At 47.0% G+C, this 21,013-nt stretch carries 18 protein-coding genes; 10 read left to right on the top strand and 8 right to left on the bottom strand.

Annotation, left to right across the window (positions count from 1 at the left end):
• Positions 1-67: 67 nt before the first annotated feature.
• Entirely contained in the window at positions 68-958 is an 891-nt protein-coding gene (gene nadK, locus CWI82_RS03850; RefSeq protein WP_130202729.1) for an NAD(+) kinase, read from the bottom strand.
• A 124-nt stretch (positions 959-1,082) separates the two neighbouring features.
• On the opposite strand from nadK, the gene grpE reads away from it, so the two are divergent.
• The 4 genes from grpE (at position 1,083) to CWI82_RS03870 (ending at position 5,868) form a co-directional block, all read left to right on the top strand.
• On the top strand, positions 1,083-1,694 hold the full coding sequence (gene grpE, locus CWI82_RS03855; RefSeq protein ID WP_092855772.1) for a nucleotide exchange factor GrpE: 612 nt from the start codon (positions 1,083-1,085) through the stop codon (positions 1,692-1,694).
• 89 nt (positions 1,695-1,783) lie between these two features.
• A complete protein-coding gene (dnaK, locus tag CWI82_RS03860) occupies positions 1,784-3,694 on the top strand; it encodes a molecular chaperone DnaK (protein WP_130202730.1) in 1,911 nt (636 codons plus the stop codon).
• A gap of 108 nt (positions 3,695-3,802) precedes the next feature.
• Entirely contained in the window at positions 3,803-4,942 is a 1,140-nt protein-coding gene (gene dnaJ / locus CWI82_RS03865) for a molecular chaperone DnaJ (protein WP_130202731.1), read from the top strand.
• A gap of 113 nt (positions 4,943-5,055) precedes the next feature.
• On the top strand, positions 5,056-5,868 hold the full coding sequence (locus CWI82_RS03870; protein ID WP_092855761.1) for a M48 family metallopeptidase: 813 nt from the start codon (positions 5,056-5,058) through the stop codon (positions 5,866-5,868).
• A gap of 65 nt (positions 5,869-5,933) precedes the next feature.
• Here CWI82_RS03870 and CWI82_RS03875 read toward each other — a convergent pair whose 3' ends face one another.
• The gene (locus CWI82_RS03875) at positions 5,934-6,248 is read right to left on the bottom strand and encodes a DMT family transporter (RefSeq protein ID WP_092855759.1); all 315 of its coding nucleotides are present in this window, start codon (positions 6,246-6,248) and stop codon (positions 5,934-5,936) included.
• Between the two features lie 278 nt (positions 6,249-6,526).
• Between CWI82_RS03875 and CWI82_RS03880 the strand changes: the two genes are divergently transcribed.
• Entirely contained in the window at positions 6,527-7,726 is a 1,200-nt protein-coding gene (locus CWI82_RS03880) for a dicarboxylate/amino acid:cation symporter (protein ID WP_092855758.1), read from the top strand.
• Here the strand turns inward: CWI82_RS03880 and CWI82_RS03885 are convergent.
• The 4 genes from CWI82_RS03885 to CWI82_RS03900 are packed head-to-tail and all read right to left on the bottom strand — an operon-like array spanning position 7,723 to position 13,726.
• Positions 7,723-10,851: an efflux RND transporter permease subunit gene (locus tag CWI82_RS03885; RefSeq protein WP_130202732.1), complete on the bottom strand. Its 3,129-nt coding sequence runs from the start codon at positions 10,849-10,851 to the stop codon at positions 7,723-7,725. The genes CWI82_RS03880 and CWI82_RS03885 overlap by 4 nt on opposite strands.
• A 10-nt stretch (positions 10,852-10,861) precedes the next feature.
• Positions 10,862-12,082 carry an efflux RND transporter periplasmic adaptor subunit gene (locus tag CWI82_RS03890; RefSeq protein WP_130202733.1) on the bottom strand — a complete coding sequence of 407 codons (1,221 nt, stop codon included), beginning with the start codon at positions 12,080-12,082 and terminating at the stop codon, positions 10,862-10,864.
• The gene (locus CWI82_RS03895) at positions 12,079-13,323 is read right to left on the bottom strand and encodes a TolC family protein (protein ID WP_130202734.1); all 1,245 of its coding nucleotides are present in this window, start codon (positions 13,321-13,323) and stop codon (positions 12,079-12,081) included. Before CWI82_RS03895 ends, CWI82_RS03890 begins: the two co-directional genes overlap by 4 nt.
• Before the next feature lie 58 nt (positions 13,324-13,381).
• Positions 13,382-13,726, bottom strand: a complete 345-nt coding sequence (locus CWI82_RS03900) for a hypothetical protein (protein WP_130202735.1) — start codon at positions 13,724-13,726, stop codon at positions 13,382-13,384.
• Positions 13,727-13,858: 132 nt separating this feature from the next.
• On the opposite strand from CWI82_RS03900, the gene dapB reads away from it, so the two are divergent.
• The 4 genes from dapB (at position 13,859) to greA (ending at position 19,762) form a co-directional block, all read left to right on the top strand.
• Positions 13,859-14,662: a 4-hydroxy-tetrahydrodipicolinate reductase gene (gene dapB / locus CWI82_RS03905; protein WP_130202736.1), complete on the top strand. Its 804-nt coding sequence runs from the start codon at positions 13,859-13,861 to the stop codon at positions 14,660-14,662.
• 260 nt (positions 14,663-14,922) lie between these two features.
• Positions 14,923-16,062, top strand: a complete 1,140-nt coding sequence (carA, locus tag CWI82_RS03910) for a glutamine-hydrolyzing carbamoyl-phosphate synthase small subunit (protein ID WP_130202737.1) — start codon at positions 14,923-14,925, stop codon at positions 16,060-16,062.
• Between the two features lie 2 nt (positions 16,063-16,064).
• Positions 16,065-19,289 carry a carbamoyl-phosphate synthase large subunit gene (gene carB, locus CWI82_RS03915; RefSeq protein ID WP_092855729.1) on the top strand — a complete coding sequence of 1,075 codons (3,225 nt, stop codon included), beginning with the start codon at positions 16,065-16,067 and terminating at the stop codon, positions 19,287-19,289.
• Complete coding sequence (gene greA, locus CWI82_RS03920) at positions 19,286-19,762, top strand: transcription elongation factor GreA (RefSeq protein ID WP_092855726.1); 477 nt, start codon at positions 19,286-19,288, stop codon at positions 19,760-19,762. The genes carB and greA overlap by 4 nt, the downstream gene beginning before the upstream one ends.
• 24 nt (positions 19,763-19,786) lie before the next feature.
• Here the strand turns inward: greA and CWI82_RS03925 are convergent, their stop codons facing one another.
• A complete protein-coding gene (locus tag CWI82_RS03925; RefSeq protein ID WP_130202738.1) occupies positions 19,787-20,056 on the bottom strand; it encodes a helix-turn-helix domain-containing protein in 270 nt (89 codons plus the stop codon).
• A gap of 150 nt (positions 20,057-20,206) precedes the next feature.
• Here CWI82_RS03925 and CWI82_RS03930 point away from each other — a divergent pair, with 150 nt between their 5' ends.
• Positions 20,207-20,695 (top strand): helix-turn-helix domain-containing protein, encoded by a 489-nt coding sequence (locus tag CWI82_RS03930; RefSeq protein WP_130202739.1) that lies wholly within the window; start codon positions 20,207-20,209, stop codon positions 20,693-20,695.
• On the opposite strand, the gene yhbY is transcribed toward CWI82_RS03930, so the two are convergent.
• On the bottom strand, positions 20,696-21,004 hold the full coding sequence (gene yhbY, locus CWI82_RS03935; RefSeq protein ID WP_092855721.1) for a ribosome assembly RNA-binding protein YhbY: 309 nt from the start codon (positions 21,002-21,004) through the stop codon (positions 20,696-20,698).
• Between the last annotated feature and the right edge of the window lie 9 nt (positions 21,005-21,013).

Raw genomic sequence — 21,013 nt, forward strand, 5'->3', positions numbered from 1 at the left:
CAAACACTGTGTATGTGTACAGTAGTTATACAGTATTTATACAGTAATGCAAGAGGGGCCGAAAAATTTAAAACAAACGGCTACCCCAACCGAGTTTATTGCGCAGTACGCGGTAATAACTATGGTCTTTCGGGTGTACTAAGCAGAGGCGATGTGCATGTTGTTGAATCACAACATCATCACCGGGTTGAACGGTCATACGTACATGACCATCACAACTTAACTGTAGGCTATCGTTATCAGCCGCGGCGCGCAGGCGAATGACGCTATGTCCATCCACAACAATTGGGCGGCTACTCAACGTATGTGGAAACATGGGGACCATGGTGATGGCATCAAGCCCCGGCGTTAAAATTGGCCCGCCACCAGATAATGAATAAGCGGTAGAACCGGTTGGGGTACTAATTATGAGCCCGTCGGAGCGCTGCGAATACACGAATTCGTCGTTTACATACACTTCAAACTCAATCATGTGGGCGACTTTATCGGAGTGTAAAACAACTTCGTTAATGGCACGCCCAACGCTTTTTGATTTGCCATTATGAAAAACTTCCGCTTGCAATAAGAAGCGCCGCTCGGTTTGATACTCGCCTTCGAGTACCGCTTTTAATTGCTCAATCACATGGTCGGGGTCAAGATCTGTGAGGAAGCCTAAGTTACCGCGGTTGACACCAATGACTGCAATATCCGCTTCGCATAAGATACGAGCGGCACCAAGCATATTCCCATCACCGCCGACAACGACGGCAAGATCGGCCGATTCGCCAATGCGGTGTAGGGGGAGTATTTGTGCGCGTGTGGTTTTCAACTGCTCTGCCGTGCGTGACTCAATAATCACGTCATAGCCCATCGACATCAAGCTCTCTTCAAGCTTTAACAACGTTGTACGCGTTGCTTCGTGATGCACCTTACCGAGCAGTGCGATTCGTCGGAATCCAGATTGCCCTGTTGTCGCCATGTTTTTTTCCTTTTTTTACTGTGATGACTTGAATCATTCACAGCTGACCCCATAACTGCCTGCAGATAGTTATATCACAACAAATTATTGTTCATTTGTGAATTTCAACCAAGAGTACGCAGTTATGACCAAGAATGATTCAACAAAAGCCACTCAGGCGGAAGAACAGCAAGGCGCAGAGGCGCAAGCTGAGCAAGTGGTTCAGGACGAGCAAGTCGAATCTCAGGCAACCGAAAATGAGTCGGGTGATGAGAATCAACAACGCATTGAAGCTTTGGAATTGGCCTTGAGCCAAGCCGAACAGCGTGCAGACGATGCTAATGATCGCGCCGTTCGCGCTGTGGCAGAGATGGAAAATGTGCGTCGTCGCTCGGCTCAGGATGTTGAAAAAGCCCACAAATTCGCGTTGGAAAAGTTTGCCGGAGAAATTTTAGATACCGTGGACAACTTAGAGCGTGCGATGGACATTGCCAAGCAAGCAGACGATATCAATCAAAGTTTCTTCGAAGGTATTGAGCTGACCCACAAAAATCTACTCAGCACATTGAATAAATTTGGTGTAGAGGCAGTGGGTGCTGTTGGCGATGCGTTTAATCCAGAGCTGCATCAAGCAATGGCGATGCAACCATCTGAAGAGCATGAAAACAACACCGTATTGGCCGTAATGCAGAAAGGCTACACCTTAAGCGGCCGTTTATTGCGCCCAGCAATGGTGATGGTAGTGAAAAATTCTTAATAACCCTATTAGGGGTGTTGAAATACGCAAAAGCCACCCCATATTTGAGTTATCAAACCTGTTTTAGATTATGAAGTTGGAGACGAATCATGGGTAAAATTATCGGAATCGACTTAGGTACTACTAACTCTTGCGTAGCAGTACTTGATGGTGACAAACCGCGTGTTATTGAAAATGCTGAAGGCGATCGTACTACGCCATCAGTGGTTGCGTTCACTGATGACGGTGAAGTGTTGGTAGGTTCACCTGCAAAACGCCAAGCTGTAACGAACGCAAACAAAACCTTATTTGCAATCAAGCGTCTGATTGGACGTCGATTCAAAGACGAAGAAGTACAGCGTGACCTTGGCATCATGCCATTTAAAATTGTCGAGGCAGACAATGGCGATGCATGGGTGCAAATTAATGATGAGAAAAAGGCACCGCCACAAATCTCTGCCGAAGTTCTGAAGAAAATGAAGAAAACTGCAGAAGACTTTTTAGGTGAGAAAGTAACTGAAGCGGTTATCACCGTGCCGGCTTACTTTAACGATGCACAACGTCAAGCAACGAAAGATGCTGGTCGTATTGCTGGCCTAGAAGTGAAGCGTATTATCAACGAGCCAACAGCGGCTGCGTTGGCGTATGGTCTTGATAAGAAGAAAGGCGATAACACCATTGCCGTTTACGACTTAGGTGGTGGTACATTCGATATCTCAATTATCGAGATTGATGAAGTTGATGGCGACCACACGTTCGAAGTTTTAGCAACGAACGGTGATACTCACTTGGGTGGTGAAGACTTTGATAACCGCTTAATTAACTACTTGGTTGAGCAGTTCAACAAAGACCAAGGCATTGACTTGCGCAAAGATCCGTTGGCAATGCAGCGTTTAAAAGAAGCTGCAGAGAAAGCGAAAATTGAATTGTCTTCAGCGCAACAAACAGAAGTGAACTTGCCGTATATTACTGCCGATGCGACAGGTCCAAAACACCTGGCTATCAAAGTAACTCGTGCGAAGCTTGAGTCTTTAGTTGAAGACATGATTGCGAAAACGCTCGAGCCAGTGAAGCAAGCGTTGAAAGATGCTGACTTGTCGGTAAGCGATATTCACGACATCATTTTGGTTGGCGGTCAAACCCGTATGCCAAAAGTACAGCAAGCAGTGACCGATTTCTTCGGTAAAGAGCCACGTCGCGACGTGAACCCAGATGAAGCTGTGGCCGTTGGTGCGGCAGTGCAGGCGGGTGTTCTGCAAGGTGATGTGAAAGACGTATTGTTGCTTGACGTAACACCACTGTCGCTGGGTATTGAAACCATGGGCGGCGTGATGACTAAATTAATTGAGAAGAATACAACGATTCCTACAAAGCAATCGCAAACCTTCTCAACTGCTGAAGATAACCAAGCTGCCGTGACGGTTCATGTGATTCAAGGTGAGCGTAAGCGCGCCGCAGATAACAAATCGTTAGGTCAGTTCAATTTGGAAGGTATTCGTCCAGCGTCACGCGGCGTGCCACAAATTGAAGTTACTTTCGACATTGATGCGGACGGTATCTTGCACGTATCTGCGAAAGATAAAGACACTGGTAAAGAGCAGAAGATCACCATCAAAGCTTCATCAGGCTTGAGTGATGATGAAGTTGAAAAAATGGTTCGCGATGCTGAGGCTCACGCCGAAGAAGATCGTAAGTTTGAAGAGATGGTACAAGTGCGTAACCAAGCTGATGCATTGGTTCACGGTACGCGTAAGCAACTTGAAGAAGCTGGCGATGCACTTGAGGCAAGTGACAAAGAAGCCATCGAATCAGCTATCAGTGACTTAGAAGCGGCTATCAAAGGCAATGAAAAAGCTGAAATTGAAGCGAAGCAGCAAGCCTTGATTGAAGCATCGGGTAAATTGATGGAAGCAGCTCAGGCGAAAGCACAGCAAGCGGGTGACGCTGGTGACAGCGGTAAACAAGATGCTGACGATGTTGTTGATGCTGAGTTTGAAGAAGTTAAAGACGACAAGAAGTAATTGCACGCCCACCGGGTGTCTGTAGTTCAACACACGGGGGTTGCCGAGGGGTAGCCTCCGTGTGCTTGTATCAGGCAGGAAGTAAAGGAACGCGGAAACCACATAATTATGTCGAAACCAGATTTGTATGAAGTGCTGGGTGTCAGTAAAGATGCCAGCGAACGCGACATCAAAAAAGCCTACAAAAAGTTGGCGATGAAATATCATCCCGACCGCACCAAAGGTGACAAAGACCTCGAGATGAAATTCAAAGAGGTTCGAGCTGCCTATGAAGTGCTGTCAGATCCACAAAAACGCTCTGCTTATGACCAGTATGGTCATGCCGCGTTTGAACAAGGTCAGGGTGGCTTCGGCGGTGGTGCTGGCGCAGCTGACTTTGCTGATATTTTTGGTGATGTGTTCGGTGATATTTTTGGCGGTGGCGGACGTCGCGGCCGCGCACAAGCGCAACGCGGTGCTGATTTACGCTATAACCTAGAGTTAAGTTTAGAAGAAGCTGTTCGCGGCAAAGAAGTTGAACTGAAAATTCCTAAGCTAAGCACTTGCGAAGACTGTGATGGTAGCGGTGCGAGCGAAGGCAGTAGCGCTGAAACCTGTAACCATTGTCATGGCTCTGGTCAAATCCAAATGCGCCAAGGTTTCTTTGCTGTACAACAACCATGTCCACACTGTCGTGGGCGCGGCAAAGTCATCAAAGATCCGTGTCGCACGTGTCACGGTGAAGGCCGAGTTGAGCGCACTAAAACCTTATCCGTTAAAATTCCTGCAGGTGTTGATACCGGTGATCGCATCCGCTTAACTGGTGAAGGTGAAGCTGGCGAAATGGGCGCACCAGCCGGCGACTTATATGTGCAAGTTCATGTACGTGAACACCCAATCTTTGCACGTGACGGAAATAATCTATACTGTGAAGTACCGCTGAGTTTTACACGTGCAGCTTTAGGTGGTGATATTGAAGTACCAACACTTGAAGGCAAAGTGAAACTGAAAGTACCGGCTGAAACTCAAACGGGGAAATTACTTCGTTTGCGTGGTAAAGGCGTGAAATCGGTGCGCACTGGTGCGGTAGGTGACTTGATTTGTAAAGTTGTGATTGAAACACCGGTAAATTTATCTGAAAAGCAACGTGATTTATTGCGAGAGCTTGAGGAGTCGATGGGAACCGGCGAAGAAGCAGGTAAGTATCGTCCGAAAGAGAAGGGTTTCTTTGACGGAGTACGCAAGTTCTTCGACGACCTTCGCGGATAACAAAGCAAAAGCGATATTGGCTATTAGATATTGGATATTAGAACAAAAGTTTGAAACTCTTGCTAGTATCCAATATCTAATAGCTAATATCGCAGTTGAATTTAGGAGGGGATATGGGTCATTGGATGAAAGTTGCTGGTGCCGCGCTATTGAGCGTGTCGCTACTAAGCGCATGTACTGAATCGCCAACTGGGCGTAGTCAGCTGATGCTATTCTCCAGTGGTCAATTAGCCTCCTTAGGTGATGATAGTTACGCCAAACTTAAAGCCCAAGAAAAGGTGAGTACCGATGCGCGCACTAATGCCTATGTGCGTTGTATTACCGATGATTTGATTGCCGTTCTGCCGAGCCCTTGGCGTGACAAGGAGTGGGAAGTTACGGTATTTGATAGCGAACAGGTGAATGCTTTTGCCTTACCTGGCGAAAATATCGGTGTCTACACTGGGCTGTTAAAAGTTGCCGAAAATCGCGATCAACTGGCGGCTGTTATTGGTCATGAGATTGGTCATGTGATTGCCGACCACGGTAACGAACGCATGTCTAACCAGTTTGCTGTTGGCTTAGGCTTGCAACTGGGGTCAGTATTGGTTGCTGAAAACCTCGATAGTGAAACGGCTGCGCTAGCAATGGCGGCACTGGGTATTGGTGCGCAAGTGGGCGTATTACTCCCATACTCTCGTGTGCATGAGAGTGAATCCGATCAACTCGGTCTCGATTACATGGCTGCAGCTGGCTATAACCCTCTGGAAGCAGCCGATTTATGGCGCAACATGGCCAAAGCTGGTGGTGGCGGTACTCCAGAATTTTTGTCGACTCACCCCTCGCCACAATCACGGATTCAAGCGATAGAGGCGTATGCGCCGAAGGTGCAACAGCTTTATCAGCAAGCTTCATCGCAACGCCGCAAACCGCTCTGCACCCTTTAACGGCAACGACGATATTAGCTGTTGAATATTAGATATTAGCAACAGCTACTATCGTCGTTTGAAAGCTAGCTGGCGAGTTTCATTAGAATTAAGCCTGATATAATTAGTGTGGCAGCTAACAATCTCAGGGGCGTGACTGGTTCGCCAAGAAACCAAATACCTACTGCAAAAGCACCTATCGCCCCAATTCCTGTCCAAATAGTGTAGGCCGTTCCTAATGGAATAGTTCGCATAGCTACAGCAAGTAACCAAAAGCTAATCAGCATTGTAACGAGTGTAATAGTGGATGCGAGAGGGCGGGTGAAGCCGAGTGATTGCTTCATTGAAAACGCCCAAATAATTTCAAAAACACCGGCAATAAATAGATAGAGCCAAGCCATACGGCGCTCCTTTTTTAGCGCCAGGTCGTCCTGGTCAGTTATCCCTTAAATATATCGAGTGGGCCCAGATTGGGAGAGGTCGTCCTCTGTCGGGAATTTTATCACTTGGTTATATGTCAGTCCAAAATGAACTAAAGCCCGTCCACCACCGTTAGTACAATACTCAACAAAAGCGATATTGGATAATAGATTTTAGAGCCGATGTATCAGGTATTAGTGGTTTATCTAATATCGAATATCCAACAGCCAATATCGAAGTTGAATTTTGATGAGGTGTTATGTTTAAGGCTTGGTTTGCAATTCCATTTTGGCAGCGTGTACTCGGTGCGTTTGCACTGGGGGTACTAATTGGTGTTGTGCACCCTGATGTGGCGCAAGCATTGCGTCCGCTGGGGACACTATTTATTAATGCATTGAAAATGCTCGTTGCACCGCTGATATTCTTTGCAATTGTCAGTGCAATTTTACAACTCGGTAGCGGCGAGAAAGCGGGCAAGATTGGTGCACAAACCATCGGACTGTTTTTGTTAACTGCCGTCATTGCCAGTTTAATTGGATTGTCGGTAGCGCAGTTACTGGATGTTACACCGTCGCCCGATCTTGTTGCTGATACAAACTATCAACCCAAGGATGTTCCTGGACCGATTGAGGTTTTTCTAAACTTTATACCGACCAATCCAATTGCGGCGTTGGCGGAAGGTAACGTGATTCAAATCGTGGTATTCGCAGCTCTGGTTGGTGTCGCGATCAATCAGTTGGGTGAAGTGGCTAAACCGTTTGGCGATGTCATGAAAGCTGGCGCACAGGTGATGTATCGTATTACCAAAATGGTTCTCGAATTAACGCCGTTCGGGGTGTTGGGTTTGATGGCATGGGTTGTGGGCCATTATGGTTTATCCAGCTTAACCCCATTGGCGGCGTTTATTGGTGCGATTTATTTGGCGTGCATACTGCACATTGTGTTCGTGTACGGCACGATGGTGCGTTTAGCCGGCATGTCGCCTTGGTTCTTTTTTAAGTCGGTGTTCTCGGCGCAATTGGTCGCATTTACCACGTGTAGCAGTTTTGGCACGATTCCAGCTGCGCACCAGGCGATTACCGAAAAGCTGGGCGTCAAAAAAGAGTACGCGAGCTTCGTTTTGCCACTCGGCGCTACAATTAACATGGACGGTTGCGGCGGCATTTATCCAGCTATTGCGTCTATCTTTATTGCACAAATTTACGGTATCCCGCTAGACTGGGCGGATTATATGTTGATTACGTTAACGGCAACGTTAGCGTCAGTGGGTACGGCAGGCGTCCCTGGAACAGCAATGGTGATGTTGACTGTTACCTTAAACGCGATTGGTCTGCCGCTCGAAGGTATCGCGTTCATTGCGGCCATTGACCGAATTATTGATATGGCCCGAACTGCCACTAACGTGACCGGTGATATGGCTGTGTCAGTGGTGCTCGGGCGTCAACAACAGAAAACTTAAACTGCTTTATTCCCTCGGTGTACCAGTCTGTACAAGGCTGGTAATACCAATAAGGTTAATAACGTCGACGAAATTATGCCGCCTATTACGACGGTGGCGAGTGGTCGTTGCACTTCAGCTCCGGTACCAACGTTGAAGGCCATTGGTACGAAACCTAAACTCGCAACTAGCGCCGTCATTAAAACCGGCCGTAAACGTGTGCGAGCACCTTCAAAAATAGCCTCGCGAAGTTGCATACCTTGTAATCGCAGTTGCTCAATAAATGATAGCATGACGACGCCATTTAAAACCGCAACTCCGGATAGAGCGATAAAGCCTACCGCAGCCGATATCGACAGCGGCATGTCGCGTAAAGTAAGCGCAATCACGCCGCCCGTTAGTGCTAATGGTACGCCGGTGAATATAATCAATGAATTGCGTAACGAACTAAACGCACTGTAGAGAAGGCCCAAAATTAACAACAGAGTTAAAGGCACAACGATACTAAGCCGTTTTGAGGCGGATTCAAGTTGCTCAAATGTTCCCCCAAACTCGACCCAGTAACCAGCTGGCATTTGTAAATCTTCACGCAACACTTCACGCGCTTCGTTTACGAACGAGCCAAGATCGCGATCAGTGACGTTGCTACTTACCACCATATTACGTTTACCAGACTCTCGATTGATTTGATTTGGCCCCAATTCAAGTTCGAGATGCGCAACCTCACCAAGAGGAACATACTGAAGCTCCGAGTTCTTTGCTTGTGGTATTGGAACAGGTAACTGGCGTAATGACTCAATGTGTTCACGCCAATTGTTATCTAGACGTACAATCAACGGAAAGCGTTTATCACCTTCATAAATGATGCCCGCTTGAATACCGCCAACGGCTGTTTGAAGTGCCCGCTGAACATCGTTAACGGATAAGCCGAGTAAGGCGAGATGATCACGTTGTGGAACAACAGATAAGGTTGGTAAACCGGTCATTTGTTCTGCGCGAACGTCACTTGCGCCGTCAATTTGTTGTAACAACCCGACGGCTTGATCACCAAGTTCTTTCAGCGTATCGAGATTATCGCCATAAATACGCACGGCGACATCGGCGCGAACCCCGGCAATCAGTTCATTAAAACGCATTTCAATCGGTTGCGTGAACTCGTACTTATTACCTGGTTGTTGTGTTACGACGTCTCTCAACTCTTCAATAAATTGCTCTTTTGATTTGGTTGGATCTGGCCACTGTGAGCGCGGGTTAAGCAAAATAAACGTATCTGCAACGCTCGGAGGCATCGGATCGGTGGCAACATCCGGAGTGCCGATTTTAGAGTAGACCCTTTTCACTTCAGGCAACTCGCGAATCACGGCTTCTAGATTTTCTTGCATCTCGATTGATTGTTTCAAGCCGGTTCCCGGAATCCGTAGCGCATGCATCGCAATATCTCCCTCATCGAGTTGAGGAATAAATTCACTTCCCATGCGCGAGGCCTGAAAGAGCGTTGCGGCAAACAGCATGACGGCAAACAAAATAACCAAGACAGGTTGCTTTAGTGCAAAGCGTAAACCCGGTTCATAGAGTTTTCGCGCACCGCGCATAATCCGATTATCTTCGTGTTTAACTTTCCCACGAACAAATATTGCAATTGCTGCTGGGATAAAGGTCATGGCAAATAGCAATGCACCGAGTAGGGCAAAAATAACGGTGAATGCCATGGGATGAAACATTTTCCCCTCTACTCCGGTAAGTGCAAATATCGGTAAGTAAACCAACATGATGATTAGCACACCAAAGGTTGCAGGATTAAAGACTTCACGCGCGCCCTGATAGACCTCCTCAAAGCGTTCTTTAGCGGTGAGTAATCGCCCCGCTCGTTGTTGTGCTAGACCTAAACGACGCAGGGCATTTTCGACCACAATAACAGCGCCGTCGACAATGATCCCGAAATCGATTGCCCCTAAACTCATCAAATTGCCTGATACGCGATTCGTCGCCATTCCTGAAATGGCAAACAGCATACTAAGCGGAATGACCATTGCCGTAATCAACGCTGCTCGAATATTACCAAGTAAGAGAAATAGGATAACGATGACCAACACGGCGCCTTCGAATAGATTTTTTTCAATGGTCGCAATGGTTTTATCGACTAAAATGGTGCGATCATAGAGTGCCTCTACAATGACACCTTCAGGTAGGCTTTGTTGCACAACTTTTAAGCGTTCGGCAACAGCTTTCGCAACCAATCGACTATTTTCGCCGATGAGCATCATGGCGGTGCCAAGTACCACTTCTTCACCGTTTGAGGTGGCCGCGCCGGTTCGTAGTTCTTCACCCCAGCGCACCTCGGCAACATCGCGAATTCGTACGGGTGCATCATCACGCTTGGTCACGACGATGTTACCAATTTCAGCAAGACTATTAACTTGTCCCGGCGAGCGTACCAACCATTGTTCGCCGTTGTGCTCAATATATCCGGCTCCGGCGTTATTGTTGTTCATCTCGAGGGCACTAAAAATATCATCAATGGTTACTTTAAATGCCAGCATTTTTCCGGGGTTTGGCGCAACCTGATATTCTCTCTCGAAACCACCAACTGTATTTATTTCGGTGACGCCAGGTACCTTCACCAGTTGTGGTCGAATAACCCAGTCTTGGATCGTTCGTAAGCTTTCAGCTGTGTAAGGATTACCGCTGGCGTCGCGCGCGTTTGGTTCGGCACGAACAATGTAAGTAAATACCTCTCCCAAGCCACTTGCGATAGGTCCAAGTGCGGGCTCTATTTCATCCGGAAGACTGGAGCGTACCGACTGTAAGCGTTCACTAATTTGTTGTCTTGCCCAATAAATATCAGTGCCTTCATCAAAGACAACAGTCACCTGAGAAAGAGCGTAACGCGAAATCGAGCGTGTGTAATCGAGCTTTGGTATGCCAGCCATGGCCGTCTCGATGGCATAAGTAATTCGCTGTTCAACTTCCAATGGCGAATAGCCAGCTGCTTCAGTGTTAATTTGTACCTGAACGTTGGTGATATCTGGCACGGCGTCAATGGGGAGTTTCATCGCGTTGTATACACCATAACCTGCTAGCAACAGTGTAAACGCGATAACCAACCAGCGCCGTTGGATGGCAAATCGAATCAGATGGTCAATCATGATTTACCTCCTAATGATCATGCGCTGCGCCGTCTTTTAAGACGTCAGCTTTGAGTAAATAGCTATTATCAACCACGTAGCTTGCGCCAGGTTCAATACCATCAAGAACTTCAACAAACTCGCCATCGTCGCGACCTAGCTCAAGCATTCTGACCTCAAAGGTATTGCCTACGCGCACAAAGACTACAGGGCGCTCGCGAAACGTTTGCAACGCTCGCTTGGCAACCGCTTGTGCTGCTTTTATCTGATGAGTTGTCACGTCAGCTTTCACGTGCATGCCAGGACGCCAATGACCTTCACTATTATCAATCACTGTGCGTGCACGAGCGATATGACCGCCGGTCATCTTTGGCGCAATATAGGTGATTTCGCTGGTCGCTTGTAAGTGCTGATGTAAGTCGTAAACGTTAACTGATTGCCCAACGGATAATTGCTCGATAGTTTCTGGAAAGGCGGATAATTCAATCCATACCTTGGATAAATTCGTAATTTCAAACAACTGTTGTGAATTGGCGACTTCGCCGATATTTGCGTTGCGCTCGGTCACTTCGCCAGAAATAGGGCTAAATAAAGTATAAATCGAACCACTTGCTGCGTTACGAATCCGCGCAAGAGGTTGGTCATGCTCGACGGCATCACCAATATCAACAAGCACTTCGGTAATTACTCCCGGATATTGCGCGCTGACACCGCGTTGTAATGAATTGACTGGTGCGACAATGCCAAACATTGTTTCTTTAAAAACCAAGTTTTTCGGTTCAACTTCTGCGGTTGTTATGCCTGCGGCTTCGATAACGCGATTAGAGAGCTCTGTGCGACCTTCAAAATTCTCGTATCGCCATTGCACTTGGTTATTTTGGTAACTTGCACTGACATTAACTGTGTATGAGTGAGGTTCGTAGATCTCCTGTTCACTGACGAAATAATCGTTTTCTGGAACAAAAGTTAAGTTGTCAGTGACTTCACCGAGTCGCTCCAATGAAACAGTGAGTTGGAAATCCGTAGGCATGATTGCTTGGCCGTCGCTGTATGCATAAACTCGCATCTCCGGTGGTATACCTGTCTCATAAATTGTGATTTCAATGTCAAAGTTATCACTGGTAAGTAATTTACCGCCATGTGGACCTTCAACCTCGTTCGTTTCCGTGAGAGCTGATGTACTTGCAGTAGCAATGTTAGTCGTGACGCCTAACATCAACATGAGTGAGAATAAATGGATCATGAACTTCATAGGGTTGCTTCCATAAATGATTGGCCAGTCATACGCTCAAGTTGTAGAAGGTCTTGATAAGTCGCGTATTGGCGTTGAATTTGTTGTTTTTCGAGTTCAGCAAGCTGTTCTTGCGCATCTAAGATTTGCAGTACACTGTAGATACCGTCGCTGTAACCATTACGAATCGTTTCAACGAGTGTTTTTGCTCGCGGCACGAGTTGCTCAGTTAAATCGGTCAGCATTTGTGTTTGCACCTGCACATTGGCAAGGAGTGCATTCGCTCTGCTCTTTAGCTGCTCACGGAGCATTTTTTGCTGGGCTAGCACAAGATTTTGTTCAGCGCGGTTTTGCGCAATATTGCCGCGTTGCGGATTACTAAGCTGAAATGGAATAGATGCGTTTAAAACGAAACCAAAATCATCGTTAGCGGCGTTATGACGAACACCAGCGCCGATCCGAACATCAGCAACTGCTGCCGCTTTCAGTGCTTCAAGCTTGGCAGTGAGTAATCGTTCAGAGTCAAAGAGCTTGAGTAGTTCTGGTGCGCGCATTACCGCGCTTTCGAGTTTCGCTCGAGTCGGGATTGCAATATCACTAGCAAAGTTACCGAGCACACGATTAAATTCGGTTGATTCAGCCCACATCGAGGTTAATTCATAGCGCGCCTGAACCAGCTGATTACCAAGCTCTTTGAGCTTTGCTTGGTTGGTTGCAATCGCGAGTTCAACACGCATCGATTCGCCTCGCGGAGCGCCACCAAGATTGAAGCGTTGCTGCGCAAGCTGATAGGTATCTTGTAATCGAGATAGATAGATCTGCTGGTGTTTCTCTAGCTCTTGCAACAGAAGTAAACGATAAAATCTGGTTGTCGTCTCAGCAAGAATCTCAATTTTGGCATAGTTAAACTCTGCTTCAATCAGTTCTCGTTCTGCGTCGGCAACTGCGATTCGTGAATCGAGTTTGCCGCCAAGTTCGATAACCTGACTAAATGCCAACGTCGTTTCGAGATGGCTTAAACCCTCTTGTGAACCACTACCAAGTAAATTCTCGAATTCAATATCGAGCGAGGGGTTAGGGCGCAATGCAGCTTGCATTCGGGTCGCCTCAGCCACCCTTAATTGGTAAGGGAACTGCAGTAATGTTGGGTTTTGATTGAGGGTTTGCGTTAATGCTTCACGCAAACTTAAATTCTTAGCCAGCGCAGGTGTATTGATCAAAGTAATCAATAGCAAGGCGAGGCCAAAGCGAAATATCGCCATGGAAATTCTCCATTCGTTTTGTTAATCAATGAGAATCGGACTTGATCCGAGTTGACGTTTAAACGGCCGAAGAATTAGGCGGCGGAACCGGCGGTTGCGGGTTCGCAATAGTGATGAACAATTTGGGAGTTTTAATGCGCTCAACCAATTTACTGGTTGGCAACGCAAATGCAGCATAAGCAGTCAAGCAACTCACGTGAGCATGGAATTGATGCTCGCTGTCATGCTCATCGGTTGCTTGTTGATGTTTGTCACTTTGATGATGTTGTTGGTGGTCAGAATGTTGTTGGTAAACAATATCAATATTATGTTCGCTGTCGCTGATATGACCTGCTGCCACGGAACATGTAAATAGTCCATGAAACAACATAATCGAAATGAGGAGCAAGACAGTTTTATTCACGTGACGAATATTTTCTTCAAGTGCAAAGGAAGAATTGATGATAACAAGGCGCGCTGGTTAAAACAATGATGGCAACATGGATGACTTTTACGCTAAGCTTTGAGCCATAAACAATGACCACGAGTATGACTCATGAAACTTGGAATTCTCGGTGCCTCTGGCCGTATGGGGCAGGCGGTGATGGCGCTAGCCCGACAATCAGATATTGCAGTAACAGCTGCAATCGTCAGTCAGCAATCGAATCGATATGGTGAGTTAGTGCGCGCCAACGACGCTGGGGCGGGTTTACAATATCAGCATGCTAGCGACCTAAAGTTGAATCAAGTCGAAATACTCATCGATTTCTCTCTGCCGCAGGCGTTGCCTGACAATTTAGCCTTAGCGAAAAAATTGAATGTGCCCATTGTGGTGTGCACCACTGGACTCAGTCAGCAACACCATCACGAACTAAACCACGCTGCGCAAAGCATTCCCGTGTTATATGCCGCGAATACGAGTGTCGGGATTACGTTATTGCGACAACTGGTGGAATTGACTGCGGCGGCTCTTCCGGATACCGATATAGAAATCTTTGAAGCGCATCATAATAAAAAACGTGATGCGCCCTCAGGTACTGCGGTGGTGCTAGGAGAAAGTGCGGCCCGAGGGCGGGGACAAACGTTAAAGGATGTTTCGGCTGGTGTGCGCGGCGATGGTGTGCGTAAATCAGGAACCATCGGATTTTCGGTGATGCGAGCTGCGGATATCATTGGCGAACATACGGTGTTATTTGCACATGAAGGCGAACGACTTGAGTTGACTCATCGCGTCAGTAACCGACAAATATTTGCCCGCGGCGCTATTCAAGCTGCGCAATGGCTTAAAGAACAGCCTTCGGGATATTATGAGATGGCGGATGTCTTAGCATTGAATACACTTTTAAAACAATTCATCTAGACTGGCGCGGTTGAGTTAATTCGTATGCTTGACCGCTAATTTTCAGTTTACGAAACGGCTAAATTTCTGTAGAATGCGGTCAATTTGCCAGTAACATTTCGGGCAAGCTGAAACGCGCACTCCACTGGTATTCAGAGGTGCAAATTCAGAGCGAGCTAAATAGCTTTGGATGCATTCTGAATATCCGACGCTGGTGCAAGGTAATCAACGGGGAAGTCATTTTTTTGATTCACCCGTTTTTTTATGTACGGAGGTTAACCTTGAGTATTCTAGCGAGCCACTCAGCAAGTAAAGCCATTTTGGTACTTGCCGATGGGACTGTTTTTCACGGCACGGCTATTGGCGCCGGCGGTACCGCAGTTGGTGAAGTTGTTTTTAACACCGCAATGACCGGTTACCAAGAAATTCTCACCGACCCCTCCTACGCAGAACAGATCGTTACCCTTACTTATCCCCACATTGGCAATTACGGCACAAACCACGAAGATGAAGAATCGAATCGCGTATGGGCGAAAGGTTTGATCATTCGTGATATGTCGCTCAAAGCGAGTAACTTCCGCCGCGAACAGTCGTTGGGTGATTATCTTCGTCAACGCAATGTTGTGGGTATAGCCGACATTGATACGCGTAAGTTGACCCGTATTTTGCGTGAGAAAGGTGCGCAAAATGGTTGCATCATGGCTGGCGATATTGATGTGAACAAAGCACTTGAATTAGCGCAACGATTCCCAGGCTTGAAAGGTTTAGACCTGGCGAAAGAAGTGACCATCCGCACACCAGTAGAGTGGACGAGTAAAAGTTGGAAATTGGGCCAAGGCTTTAGCGAACTAACCGAGCCGAAGTTCCATGTTGTTGCATACGATTATGGCTGTAAACGTAATATTTTACGTTTGTTGGCGGACCGGGGCTGTAAAGTCACGATGGTACCGGCGCAAACCCCAGCAAAAGATGTCTTAGCGATGAATCCAGACGGGGTATTCCTGTCGAATGGACCGGGTGACCCGGAACCATGTGATTATGCCATTCAGGCGATTAAAGACATTATTGCTGCAGAAGTACCTATCTTTGGTATTTGCTTAGGTCACCAATTGCTAGCTTTAGCAAGTGGTGCACGAACCGTGAAAATGAAGCTCGGTCACCATGGCGCGAACCATCCAGTACAGGATTTAGCAACAAGCCGTGTGATGATTACCAGTCAAAACCATGGTTTTGCGGTTGATGAAGCGACTTTGCCAGAAAATCTCAAGGCAACACACAAATCACTCTTCGACGGTACTCTACAGGGTATTGAGCGCACGGATGTTAAAGCGTTTAGCTTTCAAGGACACCCTGAAGCAAGCCCTGGCCCGAATGATGCGGCCCCGTTATTTGACCACTTTATTGAATTGATGAGCCAGTAACTATGCCAAAACGTACCGACATTAAAAGCATTCTAATTCTTGGTGCTGGTCCGATTGTTATCGGCCAGGCCTGCGAGTTCGACTACTCTGGTGCGCAAGCATGTAAAGCGCTGCGTGAGGAAGGTTACCGAGTTATTTTGGTGAACTCGAACCCGGCAACTATCATGACCGATCCAGAAATGGCCGATGTCACCTACATTGAACCCATTCATTGGGAAGTGGTTGCGAAAATTATCGAAGTTGAACGTCCTGATGCCGTATTGCCAACCATGGGTGGTCAAACTGCACTAAACTGTGCGTTAGAGCTAGATAAACACGGCGTACTGGATAAGTACAATGTTGAAATGATTGGCGCGAATGCGGATGCGATTGATAAAGCAGAAGATCGTGATCGCTTTGATAAAGCCATGAAAGCAATTGGCCTTGAAACGCCAAATGCAAAAATTGCCCATAACCTGCAAGAAGCATTCGAGATTCAAGAAGAATTCGGCTTTCCGTTAATTATTCGTCCAAGCTTCACCATGGGCGGTAGCGGCGGTGGTATCGCCTACAACCGCGAAGAGTTTGAAGAAATCTGCCGCCGTGGTTTAGATTTATCGCCAACCAAAGAGTTGCTGATTGACCAATCATTGATTGGTTGGAAAGAGTACGAAATGGAAGTGGTGCGTGACCGTGCAGATAACTGCATTATTGTCTGTGCCATTGAAAACTTTGATGCCATGGGTATTCATACCGGTGACTCAATCACCGTTGCTCCGGCGCAAACATTAACCGATAAAGAATATCAGTTGATGCGTGATGCAGCGATGGCTGTATTACGTGAAATCGGCGTTGAAACCGGTGGCTCAAACGTTCAGTTTGGCGTATGTCCAGATACTGGACGCATGGTTATCATTGAGATGAACCCGCGCGTGTCGCGTTCATCAGCACTTGCCTCGAAAGCGACTGGTTTCCCCATTGCGAAAGTTGCAGCGAAATTAGCGGTTGGCTATACCCTTGATGAGCTAGAGAACGAGATTACCGGTGGCGTCACGCCAGCGTCATTTGAGCCTGCGCTTGACTACGTTGTGACGAAGATCCCACGGTTCAACTTTGAAAAGTTTGCTGGCTGTAATGACCGCTTAACCACCCAGATGAAATCAGTGGGTGAAGTGATGGCGATTGGTCGTAACCAACAGGAGTCATTGCAAAAGGCATTACGCGGCTTGGAAATCGGCGTGTCTGGCTTCGACCCAATGGTTGATGTGAATGACCCAGAAGCACGCGGTAAAGTGATTCGCGAATTGAAAGAGCCGGGTGCAGAACGTATTTTCTACATTGCCGATGCCTTCCGTTTAGGTATGACCGTGCATGAAGTGTTTGAGCTGACCCGCATCGACGAGTGGTACTTGATTCAAATCGAAGAAATTGTACTGCTCGAAGAAGAAGTCCAGAAACTGGGTATGGCAGGTTTGGATGAACACGCACTGCGTTTATTGAAGCGTAAGGGCTTTGCCGACAAGCGTATTGCTGATTTACTTGACGTTGCTGAAACTGAAGTACGTCGCCGCCGCAATGAATTAGCCATTCATCCAGTTTATAAGCGCGTTGATACCTGTGCAGCTGAATTCCGTTCAGACACTGCTTACATGTATTCGACTTATGATGAAGAGTGCGAAGCGGCACCAACCGATAAAGATAAGATCATGGTTATCGGTGGCGGCCCGAACCGCATTGGTCAAGGTATTGAATTTGACTACTGCTGTGTTCATGCGGCGTTGGCATTGCGTGAAGATGGTTACGAGACCATCATGGTGAACTGTAACCCTGAGACGGTTTCAACCGATTACGATACCTCTGATCGCCTCTACTTTGAGCCGATTACATTAGAAGACGTGCTGGAAATTGTTCGTGTTGAAAAACCGAAAGGTGTGATTGTTCAATACGGCGGCCAGACGCCACTGAAATTAGCGCGCGAACTTGAAGCGAATGGTGTGCCGGTGATTGGTACCTCCCCAGATGCCATTGACCGTGCCGAAGACCGCGAGCGTTTCCAAGGTGCCGTACGCCGTTTAGGCTTGAAGCAGCCGGAAAACGCAACGGTGACGAAAGTTGATGAAGCATTACGTGAAGCAGAACGTATCGGTTATCCGTTGGTTGTGCGTCCATCTTACGTGTTGGGCGGGCGCGCAATGGAAATCGTTTATGACGAGAGCGATTTGTTGCGTTACTTAACGGATGCAGTAAAAGTTTCAAACTCAGCACCAGTCTTACTTGACCGCTTCTTAGACAATGCAATTGAAGTTGATGTCGATGCGATTTGTGACGGCAAAGATGTATTGATTGGCGGCATTATGCAACACATTGAACAAGCGGGTGTTCACTCGGGTGACTCAGCCTGTTCATTACCGCCATACTCGTTAAGTGACAAAATCCAAGACGAACTGCGCGATCAAATGAGCAAGTTAGCCTTTGAACTTGGCGTGAATGGACTAATGAACGCACAGTTTGCGATTAAAGACGACGAGATTTATCTCATCGAAGTGAATCCACGTGCTGCCCGTACGGTGCCGTTTGTGTCGAAAGCAACTGGCTTACCGCTTGCCAAAATCGCGGCTCGCGTCATGGTAGGTCAGTCACTTGCTGAGCAAGGCTATACGGAAGAAGTAATTCCTCCTTACTACTCGGTAAAAGAGGTTGTCATTCCTTTTGCTAAGTTCCAAGGCGTTGACCCGATTCGCGGACCAGAAATGCGCTCAACTGGTGAAGTTATGGGTGTTGGCGAAAGCTTTGAAGAGGCTTATGCCAAGGCTAACTTAGGTGCTGGTGAAGCTCTAGCGAAAGCTGGTAAAGCGTTATTGTCAGTGCGTGATGGCGATAAATCGCGTCTGTTCGATTTGGCTCGCGGCTTGATTGGCTTAGGTTTTAGCCTTGAAGCGACTCGCGGTACAGCAAAACTACTCAATGACGAGGGTATTGCTTGCTCGGTGGTTAACAAGCTACAAGAAGGTCGTCCGAATATTGTTGATGCAATTAAGAACGGCGAGTACAGTTACATTATTAATACTGTTGAAGGGCGCCAAGCCATTGAAGACTCGGTTTATATTCGCCGAGAAGCGCTCTTAAATAAAGTAACCTATACCACAACATTAAATGCAGCATTTGCGACGGTGAAAGCGAATACGGCGGATGACCGTGCACGTGTTAACTCATTGCAATCGTTGCACAAAAGGGTTTTAGAACGATGAATCAGATTCCAATGACCACCCGCGGCGCTGAGATGCTGCGGGAGGAATTGAAACGCTTAAAAACGGAAGATCGCCCGCGCATTATTCAGGCGATCGCTGATGCTCGTGAGCACGGTGATTTGAAAGAAAACGCCGAGTATCATGCCGCGCGTGAGCAGCAGGGGTTTTGTGAAGGCCGTATTCAAGAAATTGAAGCGAAGCTATCTAATGCGCAAATCATTGATGTCACTAAGGTGCCCAACCAAGGTAAAGTCATCTTCGGCGCAACGGTAACGGTTTATAATACGGTTACCGACAAAGAAATGACCTATCGGATTGTCGGTGATGATGAAGCCGACATTAAGCAGAACCTGATTTCGATTAATTCGCCAATTGCACGTGCATTGATTGGTAAAGAGATTGATGATGCTGCTCGAGTGAATACCCCGAACGGCGAAGTTGAATATGAGGTTGTTAAGGTCGAATATCTTTAACCGATCACATCATCATTAAGCTTTTTAGTTTCTTAACAGCGCGACCAGTTCGCGCTGTTTTTGTTTGCGCTGCTCCGGTGTCATAGGTACTTGATGATACGCATCGACATCCGGAAACACCTCATCAATCTCCATCCCCAGTGCTTTGGCAATCGCCAAGGCAACCGGCTGTGAGCGCGCTTTGCGCGACGCCACTTTGGAAATCAAAGATGGACTTTTACCTAAAGCCTCCGCGATCATTGAAAAATCATAACCCCGTCGCATTAATTCCTTTTTGATTTGTTTGCTATCCATCAGGTATAGTGCTTCTTTGTTCAAGTGAAGTGAAAATGAAGCTCACAACGAACTCCAAAAATAACTCATAAATAATAAAAACATGTCATTTGATGCGTAAATCGACAAAGAAGTGTCAAATGACAGGTTAGGCAAAATAGACCACAGACTATGGCTAAAAGCAACATGGAATTGCCGGATCTTGATACCTGTATGGAACGCTTGAAATTAGTTTCGAAACAGACTACGGCGAGCGCTGTAATGCGCTGGCTGGGGCTTCCAGCGAGTACGTATAGTAATTGGAAGCGACGTAAGTCATTGAATTATGATCGCGTGATTGAAGGAATGCTACGACAGGGGGTGTCGTTGGATTGGCTGTTTGCGCCAAATGTGGATCTGTTTTACCCGAATGTGAGCTTGGTTGTCACTGAGCAAGACGAGGTTCAGTATGCCGCTCCGTCGGTTGCCGATACCATGAAGGCTTTGCAGTATGTAGAGCCTATTATGAAAAAGCATAACGTGCCGATGACCGAAGCCAATCATCAATTTATGACAGAGGCTTATTTTAAACGTCGAGGTGACGCAATGTTACTCGATACTGCGCTGCAACAAGTTGCATTAGCTCTCGCCACAGCGCAAAAGGCCACCGACAATAAATAGTTAAGCTCGTGGCAGTTGAATCTTCGCTGCTGCGCTTGGTTTATACATTGTCAGAATCTTACCGACTACCTGAACTTTCGTTGCACCGGTGTGTGCTATGATTGTCGCGTAAATTTGCTCGCGCATTTCGCGGTCTTCGTCAGGTACTTTCACTTTGATTAACTCGTGGTGATCAAGCGCCAATTCAATCTCCGCCATCACACCTTCAGTGAGACCATTAGCGCCCAACAGCACCACTGGTTTAAGTGAATGCGCCAATGATTTTAAGTGTTGTTTTTGTTTATTGCTTAAGGTTACGGCCGTTGCCATGTAATATAT

It is taken from the genome of Pseudidiomarina tainanensis (assembly GCF_004214835.1).
GTDB classification, from domain to species: domain Bacteria; phylum Pseudomonadota; class Gammaproteobacteria; order Enterobacterales; family Alteromonadaceae; genus Pseudidiomarina; species Pseudidiomarina tainanensis.